Below are 17,577 nucleotides of genomic sequence, written 5' to 3' on the forward strand. Positions count from 1 at the left end.
AAATAAAAAGGTTCAAGGCTTTTTAGTAAAATCCCTGAACCCTTTAAAAAGTATGTTATAAATTAAGCTTGTTTTACAAACTGTAATTCACCAGCGATTTTTACATCATCACTTACCATTACCCCTCCTGCTTCAAGAGCTGCATTCCAGTTCAATCCGAAATCTTTTCTGCTGATTTTTCCTTCAAAAGAGAAACCTGCTTTTGTATTTCCCCATGGATCAACATTGATTCCTCCAAAGTCTACATCTAATGTTACCGGCTTTGTAATTCCGTTGATGGTAATATTTCCAACCACTTCATTGTTCAGATTCTGAGATTCAAAAGTGATGGTCGGGTGAGCTTCAGCGTTGAAGAACTCAGCAGACTTTAAGTGATTATCTCTGTCAGTATTGTTCGTAAATACTGAGTCAGTCTGGATGGTAGCTGTAGTTTTTGCGTTTGCGAAGAATTCATCTTCAGATTCAATTTCAGCAGTGAAAGTTCTGAAGCTTCCTTTTACGTTAGAAATCATCATGTGTTTTACTTTGAAAGTAATTTCACTATGTGTTGGGTCTAAGGTCCATTTTGTTGCCATTGTAATTTTGTATTTTTTGTTATTATTAATGATGCAAATTTAGAACAGGGAACATATACAAGTCATTGATATAGGATAAGAAATGATTTTTATTACATTTACTCTTTCTTATATCTATTCAATTTTAATATTCTCAACAATTTTATCACAGATAAATCTTGCGCTTTTGTGCTTACCCAATAAACCTCACAAAATTCTACTATTAAGGTAAGAAATAATTTTTATCAATTCATTAATTACATTTTATGAATGTTTTATTTTAACGTTTCTTAACGGATGATTTTTATTTCTTATTTTTGACGAATTCAATTTTATACAATGAAATTACATACATATTCTTTATTGATGCTTGTTTTGGGGAGCTCAGCATTTGCCCAGACACAGAAGTTTACGATGGCGGAGGCTGTTAATGGAATACGGACCAATCTGGCGGTGAAAAATATTTCACAGTTTTCATGGTCTGCAGACGGAAAATCGTATATACAGGCTGTAAAAGGTGGGTATCTTACTACAGATTTAAAAACCAATAAACAGGATACTCTGATATCTCTTACACAGTTGAACAGACAGTTTGCAGATAATAAACTGAAATCTGTTCCTCCTATTAAATTTACGGGAACAGCTAATGGATATTTCAACACAGGAGGTAAAATGTTCTGGATTGAAAAATCAGGAAACGATTGGAAAGTAAAGAATTCAGCAAAGATAGATCTTGATGCTGCGAATGTAAAAATGTTTGGAGACAGACAGACTTTTGCTTTTACTGCAAAGAATAATTTATTTGTGAATAAAAATGGGAAAACTATAGCAATAACCAATGAGGCCAATGAAAATATCATCAGTGGACAAGCTGTTCACAGAAATGAATTTGGAATTGATACAGGAATTTTCCCGGCACCGAATTCTGAAAGTGTAGCATTCTACAAAATGGATCAGTCGATGGTTGCAGACTATCCGGTTATTGACTGGTCAGTAACACCAGCGGTAAACCACAACATCAAATATCCAATGGCTGGGCAAACGTCCCACCAGGTAACATTAGGAGTTTTCAATATTAAAACTCAGGAAACAACTTTCCTGAAAGTGGATGGCGAAAAAGATCAATATCTGACAGCTGTTACATGGAGTCCTGATTCAAAATATATTTTTGTTGCCATATTGAACAGGGGACAGAATCACATGAAGATGAACCAGTATGATGCTGTCACAGGAACATTGGTGAAAACCTTATTTGAAGAAACAGACAGCAAATATGTTGAACCACAGCATCCGCTTACCTTCTTCCCGAATTCAAATACAGATTTTATCTGGCAGAGTCAGAGAACGGGTTATAATCATTTATTCCACTATAATCTTGAAAAAGGATTGGTGGCTCAGATCACAAAAGGAGACTGGCTGGTAACCGATATCTTAGGATTTAATGAGAAGAAAAAAGAAATATTCTTTACCTCTACAAAAGAGACTCCTTTAGAAAGACATTTATATAAGATCAACTGGGCAAACTTCAAAATGGAAAGATTAGATACCACTGAAGGAATGCACTCCGGAGTTTTGAGTAGCGATGGGAATTACTTATATGACACTTACAGCAATGCCAATACTCCAAGAGTAGGAAACATTATCAATACATCAAACTTAAAATCTACCAATATTCTTACCTCTGAAAATACATTAAAGAATTATCAGAGACCGGAAATTAAAAATGTAGAATTGAAAGCAGATGACGGAACTCCCTTATATGGAAAGATTATCCTGCCAACGAATTTTGATCCGAATAAAAAATATCCAACCATCGTGTACCTGTATAACGGACCACATTTACAGCTGATTACAAATAGTTTCCCGTCATCCGGAAATCTTTGGTATGAATATATGGCTCAGAACGGATACATTATTTTCACCATGGACGGAAGAGGTTCTGCCAACCGTGGAATGAAGTTTGAACAGGCTGTTTTCAGAAATCTAGGAACCACTGAGATGGATGATCAGATGAAAGGAGTAGACTACCTGAAATCTCTTCCTTATGTAGATGGAGAAAGAATGGGAATTCACGGATGGAGTTTCGGAGGATTTATGACTACAAGCTTTATGCTTCGTAAACCGGATGTATTCAAAGTAGGAGTAGCTGGTGGACCGGTAATTGAATGGAATATGTATGAAATCATGTATGGAGAAAGATATATGGATACACCACAGGAAAACCCGGAAGGATATGCAAAAGCTAACCTTTTAGATAAAGTTCAGAACCTGAAAGGAAAACTATTGATGATCCATGGTGCACAGGATGATGTAGTGGTATGGCAGCATTCTATTAAATTCGTTAAGTCAGCAGTGGATAATGGAGTTCAGTTAGATTACTTTGCTTATCCGGGACATCCACATAATGTGACTGGAAAAGACAGAGTTCACTTAATGCAGAAAATCACAAATTATTTTGATTTGTATCTGAAAAAATAATATCAAAGTCCAGCCGGAATGGCTGGACTTTTTTATTGGTGTATTAGTTGGAAAGCGCAAGGATGCAAAGAATATTTGCTATGATACTGTTATAAGGCGCAAGGACTTTACCTACGATAAAATTGTATACAGCTAAATAATCGCCATGAACTCACAAATAAATTCATTCGTGCATCCGTGGCAAAAAATCTACATTATTTTTGTTGAAAACCTTTGATTTTCTTGCGCCTTAAAAACAGCATAATCTTTAATCACTTTGTGCCCTTGCGTTGTCCAATATCATAAAAAATTATTAGCGTTTAAAGCATATTATCGATCTTATCAAAGATCAATGCATCTCACATTTTATAGCTGTATTTTTGTATAATTAAAAACAACAATATGGAATTAGGAATTGGAATGTTCGGAGATTTAGCTTTCGATCAGTCAACTGGAAAATATAGAGATGCAGGAACCAAGCTTCATGAAATCCTGGAGCAGGTGAAATTCATGGATGAGGTAGGAATAGATGTATTTGCTATGGGAGAGCATCATCGTCCTGATTATGCTGTTTCTTCACCGGAAATGGTATTGGCTGCAGCAGCAAGCATTACAAAAAATATAAAACTGGCGAGTGGAGTTACTGTTTTAAGTTCTTCAGAACCGGTAAAAGTGTATGAAGATTTTTCAACATTGGATTTAATTTCAAATGGAAGAGCCGAAATATTCGTAGGACGTGGAAGCTTCATTGAGTCATTTCCACTGTATGGCTATTCCCTGAATGATTACGAGGAACTTTTTGATGAGAAACTCGACTTATTATTAAAGATCAACACTGAGGAAAATGTAACCTGGTCTGGAAAACTTCGTGCTCCAATGAACAACCAGACAGTGTATCCAAGAGCAAAAAATGATGGTAAAATTTCGATCTGGAGAGCCGTAGGAGGAACACCACAATCTGTTTTAAGTGCTGCCCAATTAGGAATGCCATTAGTAGTAGCGATTATTGGCGGAATGCCAATTCAGTTTAAAAATCTGATTGAATTCTACAAACAGGAATATGAGAAAGCAGGACATGATATGTCTAAAATGCAGATTGCAATTCACTCACATACCTTTGTAAGTGATGATCAGAATGTAATAGATGGATATTTCCACAATTATAAGTCTCAGATGGATAGAATAGGATCTTCCAGAGGTTGGGCTCCTTACACGAAAATGCAGTATGATGGCGGAAGAAGTAAAGATGGTGCTTTATTCATCGGAAGCCCGGCTGAAGTAGCAGATAAAATTGCTTATATGAAAGAGATTTTCGGAATTACAAGATTTATCGGGCATATGGATATTGGTGATCCTGCTCATGATATCATGATGAAGTCTATTGAATTATTTGGAAAAGAAGTAAAACCTGCTGTACAGGGATTATAATAAGAACATTGATATGATTGAGGAGACCCGAAAAGGTCTCCTTTTTTTTATTCTGTTTTATATTACAGGAAATCTTATTTTTTAAATATAATAAACAGTTAATCATTTATTAACACCGTAATCTTTTAAACTTCATTTCTTTACGGCAATGAAACAAAGCGATAGCTATTAATGATTGACCTGTCTATGATCCACCATATGATCCAAAACCTGTATTATATTGGTAACAAACAGTTTTCACCTGCTTCCATTTCACTAAGCAAGTTGTTTGAATGTTCCAAAGTCTATGAATGTTCAATATATCTTCGTTATTCTGCTTTTACAATTGCTTCATGTCTCAACATTCTGGATGTTCTGTTAATCCAGTCATTCCAAAATTTAAACAAAAAACCATGCTTTTAAATAATATTCTATTTTTTTCGGTGGATCCGGATCTCAGTACAGGACTTGTTATTATTTTTATCCTGTGTCTGGTAGCTGTTGTAGCTTTTGAGTTTGTAAATGGTTTTCACGACACAGCCAATGCTGTGGCAACTGTAATTTATACCAAAGCTCTTAAGCCGGTTATTGCAATTCCTTGGTCAGGATTTTGGAATTTTCTTGGCGTTTTTACAGGGGGAATAGCTGTTGCTATGGGAATCTTAAAACTGGTTCCTATGGATACACTCATAACGCTGCCGGTTTCAGTAGGAGCCTCTTTGGTACTTGCTGTTTTACTGGCTTCCATCATTTGGAATCTGGGAACCTGGTATTTAGGTATCCCATGTTCCAGTTCTCATACTCTGATTGGTGCCTTGATTGGTGCCGGTTTAGGGTTTACCTGGTATTATGGAGGAGGAGTAAACTGGCATAAAGCTGAAGAAATCGGGATGTCACTCATTTTATCCCCGATAGTAGGATTTTGCTTAGCGGTTCTGCTGATGTGGTTTTTTAAATATGTAATACGTTATAAATCGCTCTTTCATATTCCGACAGCTGAAAACGACAAACCTCCTTTGGCTATCAGAGCTATTCTAATAATAACATGTACTTTAGTAAGCTTTTTTCACGGGAGTAATGACGGGCAAAAAGGAGTAGGTCTTTTTATGCTGATCCTGATTGCTTTTATGCCTGCTCAATTTGCAATTAATCATGACATTCCTAACGATAAGATTGTTTCTATCCTGAATACAACGGAACATACATTACAGGCGACAGCCAGCCATAATACTCAAAATACAGCTGAATTTAAAACGTTGAATCTGACCATTGAAAATGTAAAAGAAAATCTAATACATAAGAATGAAAGAGATAAAGCAGCCACTTACAAATTCAGAAAGCAGGTTGACAATCTTATTGATTCTCTAAAAAAACTGAATGAAAACAAGGCTATAGTTATTGACGAATCCAACAGAGCGATACTTACCAGCCAGATTAAGGAACTTAAAAAGCTAACCGAATTTGCTCCTCTATGGGTAATTATTATTATCTCTGTATCGCTGGGGCTGGGAACTACTATAGGTTGGAAGAGAATTGCAGTAACCATTGGTGAGAAAATAGGAAACGAACATTTGAATTATGCCCAAGGTGCATCCAGTGAAATTGTTGCAGCATCTACTATCGGTATAAGTACATTTCTGGGATTGCCGGTAAGTACCACCCACGTTTTGTCAAGTGGGATTGCCGGTTCCATGGTAGCTTCAGGGGGGAAAAGTAACCTTAATTCGGGAACATTAAAAAGTATTGGCCTTGCCTGGGTACTTACCTTACCGGTTTCTATTGTATTATCTTTACTGTTATTTATATGTTTCCATCTGTTTATTTAGTGGCAGATTTTTAATTCAATGATCTTTATTAAAACCAAAAAAATGAAACAAATATTAGTTGCCTCAGACTTCTCCAATAACGCAGGTAATGCTCTGTTATATGCTCTGTCCCTTGCTAAAACTATCAATATGAAAGTAACGGTACTGAATGCCATTCATCCTACGGAAGGTATTAACAATAGTACATACAATGCCATTTTTATTGAAGATTATTATGCCAGAAAAAGATCAGCGTTGAAAGAATGGACTGAAACTTTCTGTAATAATGACGAATATAAAGACATTCAGATTAAAACTGTGTGTGATGTTGGCTTTTTAAGAAATGTCATTACCAAATACATAGAATATAATGATGTATCGTTTTTAGTAATGGGAATGACGGGAGCTACGGGAATTAAAGGAATTATAGGAAGCAATGCCAGTTTAGCCATTAGTAAAATGCGGATTCCTACATTAATAGTTCCTGCGGAAAGTATACTCCATCAAACACCTGTTATCACTTTGGCTGCTGATTACAAAACCACAAAACTATCCGTAAGGGATATAAAAGCATTGAACCAGATCCTAAAAGTTTCCGATCCTAAGAAGCTGGAAGTCCTCCATATTTCAGATAAAGATACAGCTGCAAGAACCATAGAAAATGGGGAAAAGAAATTAAAAGATCAACTTTCTTCTGTGGATATTACCTTTCACTACGTTGAGGATGATAAACCATCTAGCGGAATTATTGATTTCATAGAAACCAATAAAACAGATATTTTATGTCTTGTAAAGCATAATCATAATATTATTTACCGATTGTTTTCCGGGAGTACAGTAGATGAGATCCTGAATAAATCAGTAAAGGCTGTATTGATTCTTCATGCGTAACTTTTTAAACCTGTTTTAGTTTAATTATATAATCTCAATAAGGCTTCCTCTTTCCTCGTCTTTGATAATATTCAGAGCCGTAGGAATCTTTTCTTTAAGCTCTTCCACGTGAGAAATAATTCCCACAATTCTATTCTCCTTCATCAGATTGGTCAGGGTTTCAAATACAATATTCACGGATTCTGTATCCTGAGTTCCGAAACCTTCATCAATAAAGAAGAAGTTTTTATCAGCCTGAGCATTGGATTGTACACTTTCTGCCAGTGCCAGTGCCAGACTTAAAGATACCTGAAACGCTTGTCCCCCGGAAAGTGTTTTTACACTTCTGCTCCTACCTTCGTTGAGATAATCGATGATTTCAAAATCATTGTTTTCATTAAGCTGCAGGCTCAGTTGATTTCTTGTCATCCTGTGAAAGCGGGTATTGGCATGGTCACATAGCTGTCTCAGATAAATTGAGGAAACATATTGTACAAATCCGGCACCTTTGAACAGATTCATCATCAGTTTCAGGTTTTCAGAACGTTTTTGAAGTGTTGTCAGTTCTTTCAGGAGTTCTTCTTTTTTCTGAAACTCTTTTTCTAATCTGTCTTTTTCGGCAATCATAGTCACCACAGTATCATTGATCTGTTTCAATTCTGTCTGAGCCTCACCAAACTGTTTTTCAGCCAATGAAAACTGTTCGTCATCAAAAGAAAGTCCTTTCAATTTCAATTCCAGAGCTTCGATTATTTTCTTCAGGGTTTCAAAATTAATTTTGAACTGTTGGATTTTAGCCCTTGTCTCCTGAATGTTAATTTCCTGCTGCAGAATATTTTCAATCTCATTAAATGCTTTGAATTGGTTTTCACTTAAAGACTTATCAATAGCGTGCTGATTTTCTGCAATATCTTTTTCAAACGCTGCAATCTGCTTTTCAGTTTGACTGACAATTGCTTTCTGTTCCGCAAGTTTAGGGGCAAGATCTTTTTCCTGCTGAGAAGCCTTTTGGTAGTGTTGTTCCGTTTCTGTATTAGATTGTGCTAATTTCATATAAGCCTCTTCAATTTCTGCTACAGTCTTTTGTTCATAACGATCCCATTCCAGAATTTTAAGGTTGGAACGGCTGATATTGATTTCTTTTTGTTTGGTAGCCTCTTCCAGTTTAAAGGTTTCTAAAGCATTTTTATATTTTTCAAGAACCTTGATTTCCTTTTCCAGGGTTTCACGTTCCAGCCTGATCACTTTATCTGTTTCTTCAATCTTCTTTTCCAGAGCGAAAGAATCTGATCGTTTTTTTTCAAAATCATCCTCATGGTCGGGGCTGAACTGTTTCCAGGTAAACAGCTGAAGATGGATTTCCATATCCTTTTGGATCTGTTGAAGAACTTTCTGTTCAGTAATGAGTTGTTCTTCAAATATTTTTTTCCGATCCAGAATTTTTTCAATGGCAGTTTCCTGCTGTTGAAGTTGGTGAACTTCCTGTTCAGTAGTCTCAGTTTTTTTCTGAATATCCTGTAATTCAGTATTTACATCATGAAATTCTACAATATGTGGATGCTCCTGAGAACCACATAGCGGGCAGGCTTCTCCATCATGAAGTTCACTGGCAAAGCGGGAAAGTTCTTTTTGAATCTTCAGATGATCCAGTTTTAGAGAGAGTTCCTTTTTTTGAATTTCGAGAGCTTCTTTTTTATTTGCGAAATCAGATTTAAAGTTTTTCTGTATTGCAAAAGGTTTTAATTCCTCAGAAATCAGTTCAACTTGCTTCTGATGTTTTTCAATCTTCTCAATCTGTTCCTGTTGTGTTTTTTTGAAATTTTTCTGTTGAATAAACCAGTTTCCAACACTGGAAAGTAAAGATGCATCAAGTTTTTGTAGTTTTAAAACATCGATATTTTTAGAAAGCTCATTGATCTTTTTATGAATAATATCCTTTTGTTCTTCTACCTCCGCCACCTTTTCTGAACCTTTTTTAGTTCTTTCATTAAGCGTTTTGATCTCTTCATAAAACTTCAGGATCTGTACAATAAGCTTAAGGTCGTTTTCCTGGATTCTGGATTCTTCCAATGCCTTAAATTTCGGTTCTAAAGCAACAAGCTGTTGCTTTACAGTATTAAAAGCAATTTCAGTTTGTTGTACTATTTTGATCTGACCTTCTTTTTCACTTCTTTTCTCAGCAATTCCTTTGGAAAGCCTGTTTTTTTCAGAAATCAATGGATTGAAAACTCTGAATGTCCGGTCATACAACTCCGTTTGAGCTTCCAGTGCATCCATCTGAGGTTTCTGTTCAGAAAGTCTGTTGAAGTTTTCTCTGTTTTGTTTTAGACTTTCAAAGTCAGATTTTAAATTTTTGAGCTGTTGATAAGTCTGGGAAATCTTTTCAAATGTTTCATTAGCCTGAACCAGTTTTTTCTGTTCTGCTCCTAAAAGATCTTTCTGCTGTTGAATTTTTTCTTCACTGATCTCTTCAAAACCTTTCAATTGTCCTTCAAGTTGGTCAAGCTCTGACCTGTTTTTAGTATTCAAAACCGAAACATTATTCTGCAGATCATATCGCTGAAGGCTGAAAATTTCCTTCATCATATTGGTTCTGTCTGCGGCACCCAATTCAAGAAACTCTTTGAACTGTCCCTGAGGAATAATGATCGTTCTTTTAAAATTGGAATAACTTAAACCAATGATTGTTTCTGCATTGGAATGCTCCAAAGGAATCCACTTCCCATCAATATTTTCATAGAATGCTACAGAATTAGGTTTTACATCATCAAACTTTTTAGAATTTCGTCTGAAGTCCCTGGTTGCACGGAAAAGTTTATTTTCATAATTAATAAAATCAAACTCAATATAAGAACTGCTTGATTTTAAATTCATCATATTATATGCTCTTTTGTCACGCATATTCAGACGTTCCGTTTCGCCATATAAAGCAAACGAAATAGCCTCAAGTATGGATGACTTTCCAGAACCCACAGCCCCGAAAATACCGAATAAACCGGCTTCCGTAAGATTTTTGAAATCAATAGTCTGGCGTTCCTGGTAAGAATACAGTCCTTCAACGGTTAATCGAATAGGAATCATAGCTTAGGAATTTAAAATTTCGTTAAACAATTTCATAAGTTCTTCATTGGCTTCCTGGCCGCCGTTTTTTGATTTAAAATAATCTTTGAATAGGATTTCTATATCCTGATTTAAATTAATTTCCTGGCTTGTTTCTTCACCAGTTTCTCTGTTTTTAACCTTAGGAATCAGATGCACAATTCCATTGTGTGATTGATAGATTAATCTGCGTTCATCTGCGGTTAAAAAGGTTTCGCTTTCTAAGGTCAGTTCGATAAATGTATTTGGATTTTCCTGTAGCCACTGAACCGTTTCATCAACAGATGTAAAGGCTTTTCTCACCAAATTTCTCCCACTTTTCAGTGCCTTTTTTTCATAAGAAACAGGTTTTCCCGGTTCTGCATCAAGAATCGAAACATATTTGGTTTGTCCTGCTTCACTAAAGCTGTAGCATAAAGGAGAAGATGAATAAATTACAGGTTTCTCTTTCGTTCCGATATTCTGAAATCCATGCAGGTGGCCTAAAGCCGTATATTGAATCTGTTCCGGAATACTATCCGAATAGATAAGATCAGCGTTCCCGATTTTGATGGGTTTCTCTCCTTCAGGTTCTTCCAAAATTTCGCTCCCTCTTTTATTCATATACAGATGAGCAGTCAACAGGTTGATCCCATTTTTATCACAAAATTGATCGGCAAGCTCCTTCCACGTTCTGGAAAGTACATTATTGATCTCTTCCTCCTTATTTTCTCCCAAATATTCTTTCAAACGGATTTCATTGGCATAAGGAGTATGCAATAGTCTTATGGGAAAATCAAGACTGTTGATCTTCATTTCTATAAAACCTTCTTTTGAGTTGAGAATGTTGAAATGTTCAGTTCCGAATGGAGCAATTTCCGCTTTGGGGTGGCCTATTAAAATAATTCCGCATTCTCTGGCCAGCGGATCCGGAGCATTGATGAGGTTAGGGGAGTCGTGATTTCCGGCAATGGCAATTACAGGGCGTTTTCCGTTTTGTGATAAACGCTTCAGTGTTTTATAAAAAAGTTCAACGGCTTCTACAGCAGGATTAAAATTATCAAAAAGATCACCGGCAACAAGGATGAGGTCTACCTGCTCTTCATCAGCGATCTCGATGATCTCTTCCATTACTGAAGCCTGCTCTTCCAATCGGGAAAAACGGTCCAGTCGTTTACCTAAATGCCAGTCGGCGGTGTGTAGAATTTTCATAAAAAGTTTATCTAGTTTAAAGGATATACTCAAAGATAAATGAAGCTGTATTTTTAAAAATATGGTTTACCTCAATTTATCAAGAAGTATATTTAATCAGAACATTAATGGGCTTGATAATGAACGGGTTTTATAGTTTGTTGTCGTTTTCTTTTGCTTTGAAATCTGCCTGAATCTGTTTTAAACGAGCTTTCCTTTCTGCTTCTGCATTTTGTATTTTACGCTTTTTCTGATCAATTTGCTTTTTATTTTTTTTCCTGTTGGCGTCGTTGTTTTTGCTCATATGGGTTGGTAACGAATAATTGTATGGGTAAGCAATAGCTTCATCAAAAATACTAAAGATTAAGAGTCTAAACAATTTTAGATGTTAAGTCTGATAAAATGTTTTAATTTTACTGCGTTATGGAAGAAAAATCAAAAGATCCTCTACACGGAAAAAGACTCGATGCCATCCTTGAAGAATTGGTAGAATACTACGAAGGATTTGAGAAACTGGGCGAGCAGATCAATATAAAGTGTTTTACAGATAATCCAAGTATCAGTTCATCATTGAAGTTTTTACGAAAAACAGATTGGGCAAGGGCGAAAGTTGAAAGTTTATATTTGTATGTTTTAAGACAGAAGAAAAGAGACGAAGCCAAAAATAAAAAATAAAGGCTGGAAGCTGGAAGAATGACGCTGGGAGCTACTGTTAGTCCTATATTACTTCAGACAGTTATTTTGAAGTTAATAATAATGTTTTTAAAAAGTAAGAAAAAGATATGGTTGTTCTTTATGTCTTTCATAACTTCCTTCTTCCGTCTCCAAGCTTCCCACTTCTTAAATCATTTCAAAAATAGTATATTTGTATTATCATTAATCGTAAAAAATTACGACAAAAAAAGAAAAATATGACAATTGAAAACAATCACGTTGTAGCTGTAAAGTATATCCTTCATACCATTGAAGCAGATGGAAGTAAAGTTCTTGCAGAAGAAACAACAGCAGAAAATCCGCTTACATTTTTGTACGGTGTAGGAATGATGATTCCAAAATTTGAAGAAAATATCCTTGGTTTAAAAGCTGGTGATAAAGCTGCTTTTGTAATTCAGCCTGAAGAAGCTTATGGTGAAAGACAGCCTGATGCTATTGCTCAATTGCCACTTGAAATGTTCAAGGAATCAGGAACTCCTCCAATTGGAGCAATTTTACCTTTATCAGACAATGAAGGAAACAATTTCCAGGCTTTTGTAGTAGAAGTTACTCCTGAAGCTGTAGTAGCAGACCTTAACCACCCAATGGCTGGGAAAGTTTTAGATTTCCAGGTGGAAATTTTAAATACTCGTCCTGCAACGGAAGAGGAATTGTCACACGGTCATGCTCACGGAATTGACGGAACTGACGCTCACTAAAAAATAATATAAATGTCCGATGATTCGGACATTTTTTATATAATTACATTCATTGTAAGACAATATAAAAATCACCAACAGAAACTTCTGTTGGTGATTTTGTTTTATATACTAAGATAAGTATAATGCTTGGCATTCCCCGCCGCTGGAGGGATGTCAAATCAAAGATTTGACGGGGTGGTTCATCCCTCTCTTACTCCGCATCATACTCCGTTACATCAATAAATGTTAGAAACCATTGTCCTTCAATTTTTGTCATGACAAATCTAAATCCGTTAACAGGAGCCCTTTCTTTACTGTTCTCAGCAAGTGTTACAAAAACAACATTTTTAGGATTGGAATTGATCTTAAAAATCGTCTGATCCTTTACTGCATATAGCTCTGAAAACTTGTCAGCATAATCATTAACTGCATTAGAATTAAACTGAACAGATAATCCTTCTTTTGACCATTTCTTATTTTTTAAATCATATCCACAACTCTGATCGAACTGTATTGGAAACTGATTTCTGATATTCCATGCCTTTTTGATATGCCCTAGTGGCATACTGAAATCTATATCTTCATTTATAACAAATCCAAGATCTCCACTACTTTTAAAAAGGATGCCAACACCATAGGTTTTGTTCACGTATTTATTCATGAGATCACCGTTTTTGGTTTGGAAACCTTTTAAGATATCGGTAACAGCTGTTGAAATCTCTTTTTTATCCTCAGCTGTTTGTGCATTGGAAATACCAAAGCTGCAAAATAAAAACAGCAGGGTGTAAATAAAATTCTTCTTCATATAATTAGTCTAAAAATTCACCTGAAACATAATACCAGCGTTCATGCATTTTCTGGAAAACAGAAAATTCATGATGGATCTGTGAATGACCATCCTGGTCTGTATAATAAGCTTTAAATTCTACATGGTTTAAAGTTGGTGCCTGGATAATTGCAAGTTTTGTCCATTCATTAATCTCTCCCCATTCCTGTAGATCCCGTTTGTTGTGGTACTTTCGTTTTCCCGGAAGTGTGGTTTCCATGAGATATTCACCGTTGGGAATAGCAAAGGCAGAAAATCGGGAACGCATTAATGCTTCCGCAGTAGGAGCGTGTTTTTCGCCCGTATGATAAGGCTTGCAGCACTCTTCATAAGATTTTCCTGAACAGCAGGGACAATTCATCTTTTTTATTTAAAATTTTACGCTGCAAAAATAAGGAATATCAATAACACAGTGTAATCCTGAACATAATTAAAGGATTAGCTTGCTCTAAATGATGTACAAGGCTATTATCTCTGACTGAAACTTGTAATAAAGACTTCTGAAGTCATTTGTCGAAACCTTTGTCATTCTATAAAAATCGAGTTGTAATTTTGAAATAGTAGGAATTCTTCATGACAAACATGATGTTTATTTTCTTGTTTTAAATTGAATGTTTGGCTGGATATATTCAATAGTAACAGGCTTTTTAGCCCATTATAAATAATCAAACAATCCATTGATTTTAGCCAAAACTTATGATCGATCTGCATGATCGGTTCAATCTTGCGGGAATATTCCTGAGTTTCAAGCAAAAAAGAAGCACTCTTAAAAAGAATGCTTCCGTTGTATTATTTAACGAAACCTCTGTTTCTTAATAAAGGTTTGATATCCGGATCGTGTCCTGTGAAATCTCTGAATGCCTGATTAAGGTCTACAGAATTTCCTACAGAAAGAATATATTTTCTGAAACGGTCTCCGTTTTCTCTGGTTAATCCACCATTGTTGCTGATCCATTCCCATGCATCATTATCCAATGTTTCAGACCACAGATAAGCATAATATCCTGCTGAATATCCACCTCCCCAGATGTGAGCAAAATAAGGAGTATGGTATCTTGGCGGAACTGTTGCCAAAGTGAATCCGTGGTTCGTTAAAGATTGCTTTTCAAAATCCAGAACAGGGATCAATTGACTTTCGTTGGTTACAGAGTGCCAATCCATATCCAAAGCTGCTGCAGAAATCAATTCTGTAGTCATGTATCCCTGATTGAAAGTAGCCGCTTTTTTAATTTTGTCTACTAAAGTTTGAGGAATAGGCTGCTTTGTTTCATAATGAACAGCGTAGTTCTTGATAACCATCGGATCCAATGCCCAGTGCTCGTTGATTTGAGAAGGGAATTCTACAAAATCTCTAGGTACATTCGTTCCTGAAAGAGATGGGTATTTCTGGCTTGCAAACATCCCGTGAATAGAGTGTCCAAACTCATGGAAGATTGTTGAAACATCATCAAAGCTGATCAATGAAGGTTTTCCGGGAGCAGGTTTCTGATAGTTGTAGCAGTTTACGATCACAGGTTTTGTTCCCATAAGATAAGACTGTTCTACGAAGTTGCTCATCCATGCACCTCCATTTTTAGAATCTCTTGTATAGAAATCCAGATAATAAATGGCAATAGATTTTCCGTCATGATCAAAAACTTCATATGTTACTACATCAGGATGATACACCGGAAGGTCAGTTCTCTTTTTGAATGTCAGTCCATAGAATTTTTCAGCTGCGAAGAATACTCCTTTTTCTAAAACGGTTGTAATTTCAAAATAGGGCTTTATTTCACTCTCATCAAGATCAAATTTTGCCTTTCTTACCTGTTCAGCATAGAAATTCCAGTCCCATGGCTCTACTTTGAAACCGCCTTTTTGCTGATCAATAAGATCCTGAATATCTTTAGCTTCACGTCTTGCTGTTTCTACAGCGGGTGTAGCTACCTGATTCATTAGCTTAGTAGCTGCTTCAGGGGTTTTCGCCATCTGATCCTGAAGTTTCCATTCTGCGAAATTCTTTTTACCAAGAATCTGAGCTTTCTTCAGTCTGATTTTAGCCAGCTTTTCAATAGTTTCTCTTGTATCGTTAGCATCACCTTTCTCAGCTCTAGTCCATGAAGCTTTGAATAGCTTTTCTCTGCTGGTTCTGTTTTTCAGATTCTGTAAAAGAGGCTGCTGGGTTGTATTTTGTAAAGCAAGAAGGTATTTACCCGGTTGTCCTGCTGTTTTAGCATCGGTTGCTGCTGCTGCAATTTCATCAGCCGAAAGTCCGTCAAGTTCTTTTGCATCAGAAAAGAATACGCCACCTTGTTTTCTCGCTTCCAATAATTTATTGGCATATTGAGTAGAAAGAGAAGCCAGTTCCTGGTTGATCTGTTTTAGTTTTTCTTTGTCAGCAGCAGAAAGGTTCGCACCAGCAATCTCAAAGTTTTGCTTATAATATTGAACTAATCTCTTGCTTTCAGGATCTAGGCCATCTTCTTTGATAGATTTGATTCTTTTGTAAAGGTTTTCATTAAGGTACATTTTATCAGAATGGGCTGCAAAAATTGGAGCATATTCTTCATCCAAAGCCTGTAAAGTAGGGTTTGTATTCGCACTTGTCAGGTTAGAAAATACAATTTGTGCTCTTCTTAATACCTCGCCACTTTTTTCCAATGCAACGATGGTGTTTTCAAACGTTGGAGCTGCTGGATTGTCGGCAATCTTTTCAATTTCGGCTGAATGTTGCTTTAATCCAAACTCAAAAGCCGGTTTGAAATGTTCGTTTTTAATTTTGTCAAACTCCGGAGCTTCATACTGAAGCTTACTCTTCTTCATAAAAGGGTTTGAAGATAAAGATGGATCAGGAGCTGGAAGTTCCTGTTGTGTATCGGTCTGTTTCATTGTAGTACAAGATTGATTGAACGCCAAGGCAGAAATTAATAATACCGATGAAATATTCTTCATAAATATAGTTGTTATTAAAGCATAAAGATATTAAAAACTTGCTTTACAGCAGATATATTGAGGGATGTATTTAATACAGTAAGAATTTGAATATTTTTATATCAACATGATTAAAGACTGTTATCCCCTAAGAAATCTGATTATTGAATTACAGGTACTAAAATGATCTTGAATGAAGATGTAATATTTTTCATAATTTAGTTGTTATTAAATTATATATCAAAAAATAATCAAAAAAAGGAATAAACATGAAAAAAAGAACTTTTTTTATTTTTTCAGCCTTAGTGGTATTAGTCTCATGTAATGAAAGACATGAGAAAAAAAACAAAGAAAATAACGGCTGGGTTGAGAAAGTAATCAATAAAGAAACAGGACCTATTCAGCAGAGAGAATTCAATGGGGATTTTGATGAGATCCAGGTTTCTCAGGCTATAGATGCTGAGATTATAAAATCCGATACAGAAAAAGTTATCATTTCAGCGCCTCAAAGTATTATTGATGAAATTCTGGTAGAAAATAGTGGTGGAAAACTGCACATTCACTATAAGTCAGGAATCAGAGTGATGAATATCAATAAAGTTACCGCAAAAATTTATACAAAGGACTTTACAAAACTCACTGCGGAATCAGCTGCAAGTATTAATGTAAAAGATAAGTTCACTCAGGAGAAAACCAGTGTTGAAATATCCAGTGCAGGAAGTATTTCCGGAAATCTGGAGGCCAATGACTTCAATATTAATGCAGACAGCAGCAGTAATTTCAGCGGGAAAATCTGGGCAGTAAATCTTGATATAGAATCTTCATCGGGATCAAGCATCGATATTTCAGGGAAAACAAAGAATGCAGATATCAGTTCTTCTTCCGGCAGCAGTATTTCGGCCAAAGGCGTTATTGCAGATAATGTAGAAGCCGATGCATCCAGTGGGGCCAGCATTCAGATCAGTGCAGTCTCTTCTGTGAAGGCAGAAGCCTCTTCAGGCGGAAGTGTGGATGTTGCGAGAAAAGGAGATCTTAAAAACGTTACTAAGAATGAAAGCAGTGGCGGAAGTGTAAACATCGAATAA

At 35.9% G+C, this 17,577-nt stretch carries 14 protein-coding genes; 7 read left to right on the top strand and 7 right to left on the bottom strand.

The window, feature by feature from the left end:
- Positions 1-62: 62 nt before the first annotated feature.
- The gene (locus DRF65_RS15600) at positions 63-575 is read right to left on the bottom strand and encodes a YceI family protein (protein ID WP_115971695.1); all 513 of its coding nucleotides are present in this window, start codon (positions 573-575) and stop codon (positions 63-65) included.
- 318 nt (positions 576-893) lie between these two features.
- On the opposite strand from DRF65_RS15600, the gene DRF65_RS15605 reads away from it, so the two are divergent.
- The 4 genes from DRF65_RS15605 (at position 894) to DRF65_RS15620 (ending at position 7,114) form a co-directional block, all read left to right on the top strand.
- Positions 894-3,032 carry a S9 family peptidase gene (locus DRF65_RS15605; protein ID WP_115971696.1) on the top strand — a complete coding sequence of 713 codons (2,139 nt, stop codon included), beginning with the start codon at positions 894-896 and terminating at the stop codon, positions 3,030-3,032.
- 381 nt (positions 3,033-3,413) lie between these two features.
- Positions 3,414-4,439, top strand: a complete 1,026-nt coding sequence (locus DRF65_RS15610; protein WP_115971697.1) for an LLM class flavin-dependent oxidoreductase — start codon at positions 3,414-3,416, stop codon at positions 4,437-4,439.
- 392 nt (positions 4,440-4,831) lie between these two features.
- Positions 4,832-6,244: an inorganic phosphate transporter gene (locus DRF65_RS15615; RefSeq protein ID WP_115971793.1), complete on the top strand. Its 1,413-nt coding sequence runs from the start codon at positions 4,832-4,834 to the stop codon at positions 6,242-6,244.
- Positions 6,245-6,286: 42 nt separating this feature from the next.
- The gene (locus DRF65_RS15620; protein WP_165852240.1) at positions 6,287-7,114 is read left to right on the top strand and encodes a universal stress protein; all 828 of its coding nucleotides are present in this window, start codon (positions 6,287-6,289) and stop codon (positions 7,112-7,114) included.
- A gap of 24 nt (positions 7,115-7,138) precedes the next feature.
- Here the strand turns inward: DRF65_RS15620 and DRF65_RS15625 are convergent, their stop codons facing one another.
- The 3 genes from DRF65_RS15625 to DRF65_RS28285 form a co-directional block, all read right to left on the bottom strand.
- Positions 7,139-10,174 (bottom strand): AAA family ATPase, encoded by a 3,036-nt coding sequence (locus tag DRF65_RS15625; RefSeq protein WP_115971699.1) that lies wholly within the window; start codon positions 10,172-10,174, stop codon positions 7,139-7,141.
- A gap of 3 nt (positions 10,175-10,177) precedes the next feature.
- Positions 10,178-11,383, bottom strand: a complete 1,206-nt coding sequence (locus DRF65_RS15630; protein WP_115971700.1) for a metallophosphoesterase family protein — start codon at positions 11,381-11,383, stop codon at positions 10,178-10,180.
- Between the two features lie 130 nt (positions 11,384-11,513).
- A complete protein-coding gene (locus DRF65_RS28285; RefSeq protein ID WP_123947364.1) occupies positions 11,514-11,741 on the bottom strand; it encodes a hypothetical protein in 228 nt (75 codons plus the stop codon).
- Positions 11,742-11,785: 44 nt separating this feature from the next.
- On the opposite strand from DRF65_RS28285, the gene DRF65_RS15640 reads away from it, so the two are divergent.
- Together DRF65_RS15640 and DRF65_RS15645 are read left to right on the top strand one after the other, a co-directional pair.
- Entirely contained in the window at positions 11,786-12,037 is a 252-nt protein-coding gene (locus DRF65_RS15640) for a VF530 family protein (protein WP_115971701.1), read from the top strand.
- A gap of 236 nt (positions 12,038-12,273) precedes the next feature.
- Complete coding sequence (locus tag DRF65_RS15645) at positions 12,274-12,774, top strand: FKBP-type peptidyl-prolyl cis-trans isomerase (protein ID WP_115971702.1); 501 nt, start codon at positions 12,274-12,276, stop codon at positions 12,772-12,774.
- A gap of 193 nt (positions 12,775-12,967) precedes the next feature.
- Here the strand turns inward: DRF65_RS15645 and DRF65_RS15650 are convergent, their stop codons facing one another.
- The 3 genes from DRF65_RS15650 to DRF65_RS15660 form a co-directional block, all read right to left on the bottom strand.
- Positions 12,968-13,561, bottom strand: coding sequence for a hypothetical protein (locus DRF65_RS15650; protein WP_115971703.1), 594 nt, complete (start codon positions 13,559-13,561; stop codon positions 12,968-12,970).
- Positions 13,562-13,565: 4 nt separating this feature from the next.
- Positions 13,566-13,943 (bottom strand): YchJ family protein, encoded by a 378-nt coding sequence (locus DRF65_RS15655; RefSeq protein ID WP_115971704.1) that lies wholly within the window; start codon positions 13,941-13,943, stop codon positions 13,566-13,568.
- A 428-nt stretch (positions 13,944-14,371) separates the two neighbouring features.
- Positions 14,372-16,513 carry a M3 family metallopeptidase gene (locus DRF65_RS15660; protein WP_115971705.1) on the bottom strand — a complete coding sequence of 714 codons (2,142 nt, stop codon included), beginning with the start codon at positions 16,511-16,513 and terminating at the stop codon, positions 14,372-14,374.
- A gap of 248 nt (positions 16,514-16,761) precedes the next feature.
- On the opposite strand from DRF65_RS15660, the gene DRF65_RS15665 reads away from it, so the two are divergent.
- The gene (locus DRF65_RS15665; protein WP_115971706.1) at positions 16,762-17,577 is read left to right on the top strand and encodes a GIN domain-containing protein; all 816 of its coding nucleotides are present in this window, start codon (positions 16,762-16,764) and stop codon (positions 17,575-17,577) included.

Origin of the sequence: Chryseobacterium pennae (assembly GCF_003385515.1) — a bacterium.
Taxonomy (GTDB): Bacteria; Bacteroidota; Bacteroidia; order Flavobacteriales; family Weeksellaceae; genus Chryseobacterium; species Chryseobacterium pennae.

Bases quoted from the DNA above. Each gene is read 5' to 3' on its own strand.
- DRF65_RS15605 (WP_115971696.1), top strand. From the start codon at position 894: ATGAAATTACATACATATTCTTTATTGATGCTTGTTTTGGGGAGCTCA.
- DRF65_RS15615 (WP_115971793.1), top strand. From the start codon at position 4,832: ATGCTTTTAAATAATATTCTATTTTTTTCGGTGGATCCGGATCTCAGT.
- DRF65_RS15610 (WP_115971697.1), top strand. From the start codon at position 3,414: ATGGAATTAGGAATTGGAATGTTCGGAGATTTAGCTTTCGATCAGTCA.
- DRF65_RS15645 (WP_115971702.1), top strand. From the start codon at position 12,274: ATGACAATTGAAAACAATCACGTTGTAGCTGTAAAGTATATCCTTCAT.
- DRF65_RS15655 (WP_115971704.1), bottom strand. From the start codon at position 13,943: ATGAATTGTCCCTGCTGTTCAGGAAAATCTTATGAAGAGTGCTGCAAG.
- DRF65_RS15625 (WP_115971699.1), bottom strand. From the start codon at position 10,174: ATGATTCCTATTCGATTAACCGTTGAAGGACTGTATTCTTACCAGGAA.
- DRF65_RS15640 (WP_115971701.1), top strand. From the start codon at position 11,786: ATGGAAGAAAAATCAAAAGATCCTCTACACGGAAAAAGACTCGATGCC.
- DRF65_RS15660 (WP_115971705.1), bottom strand. From the start codon at position 16,513: ATGAAGAATATTTCATCGGTATTATTAATTTCTGCCTTGGCGTTCAAT.
- DRF65_RS15650 (WP_115971703.1), bottom strand. From the start codon at position 13,561: ATGAAGAAGAATTTTATTTACACCCTGCTGTTTTTATTTTGCAGCTTT.
- DRF65_RS15665 (WP_115971706.1), top strand. From the start codon at position 16,762: ATGAAAAAAAGAACTTTTTTTATTTTTTCAGCCTTAGTGGTATTAGTC.
- DRF65_RS15600 (WP_115971695.1), bottom strand. From the start codon at position 575: ATGGCAACAAAATGGACCTTAGACCCAACACATAGTGAAATTACTTTC.
- DRF65_RS15630 (WP_115971700.1), bottom strand. From the start codon at position 11,383: ATGAAAATTCTACACACCGCCGACTGGCATTTAGGTAAACGACTGGAC.
- DRF65_RS15620 (WP_165852240.1), top strand. From the start codon at position 6,287: ATGAAACAAATATTAGTTGCCTCAGACTTCTCCAATAACGCAGGTAAT.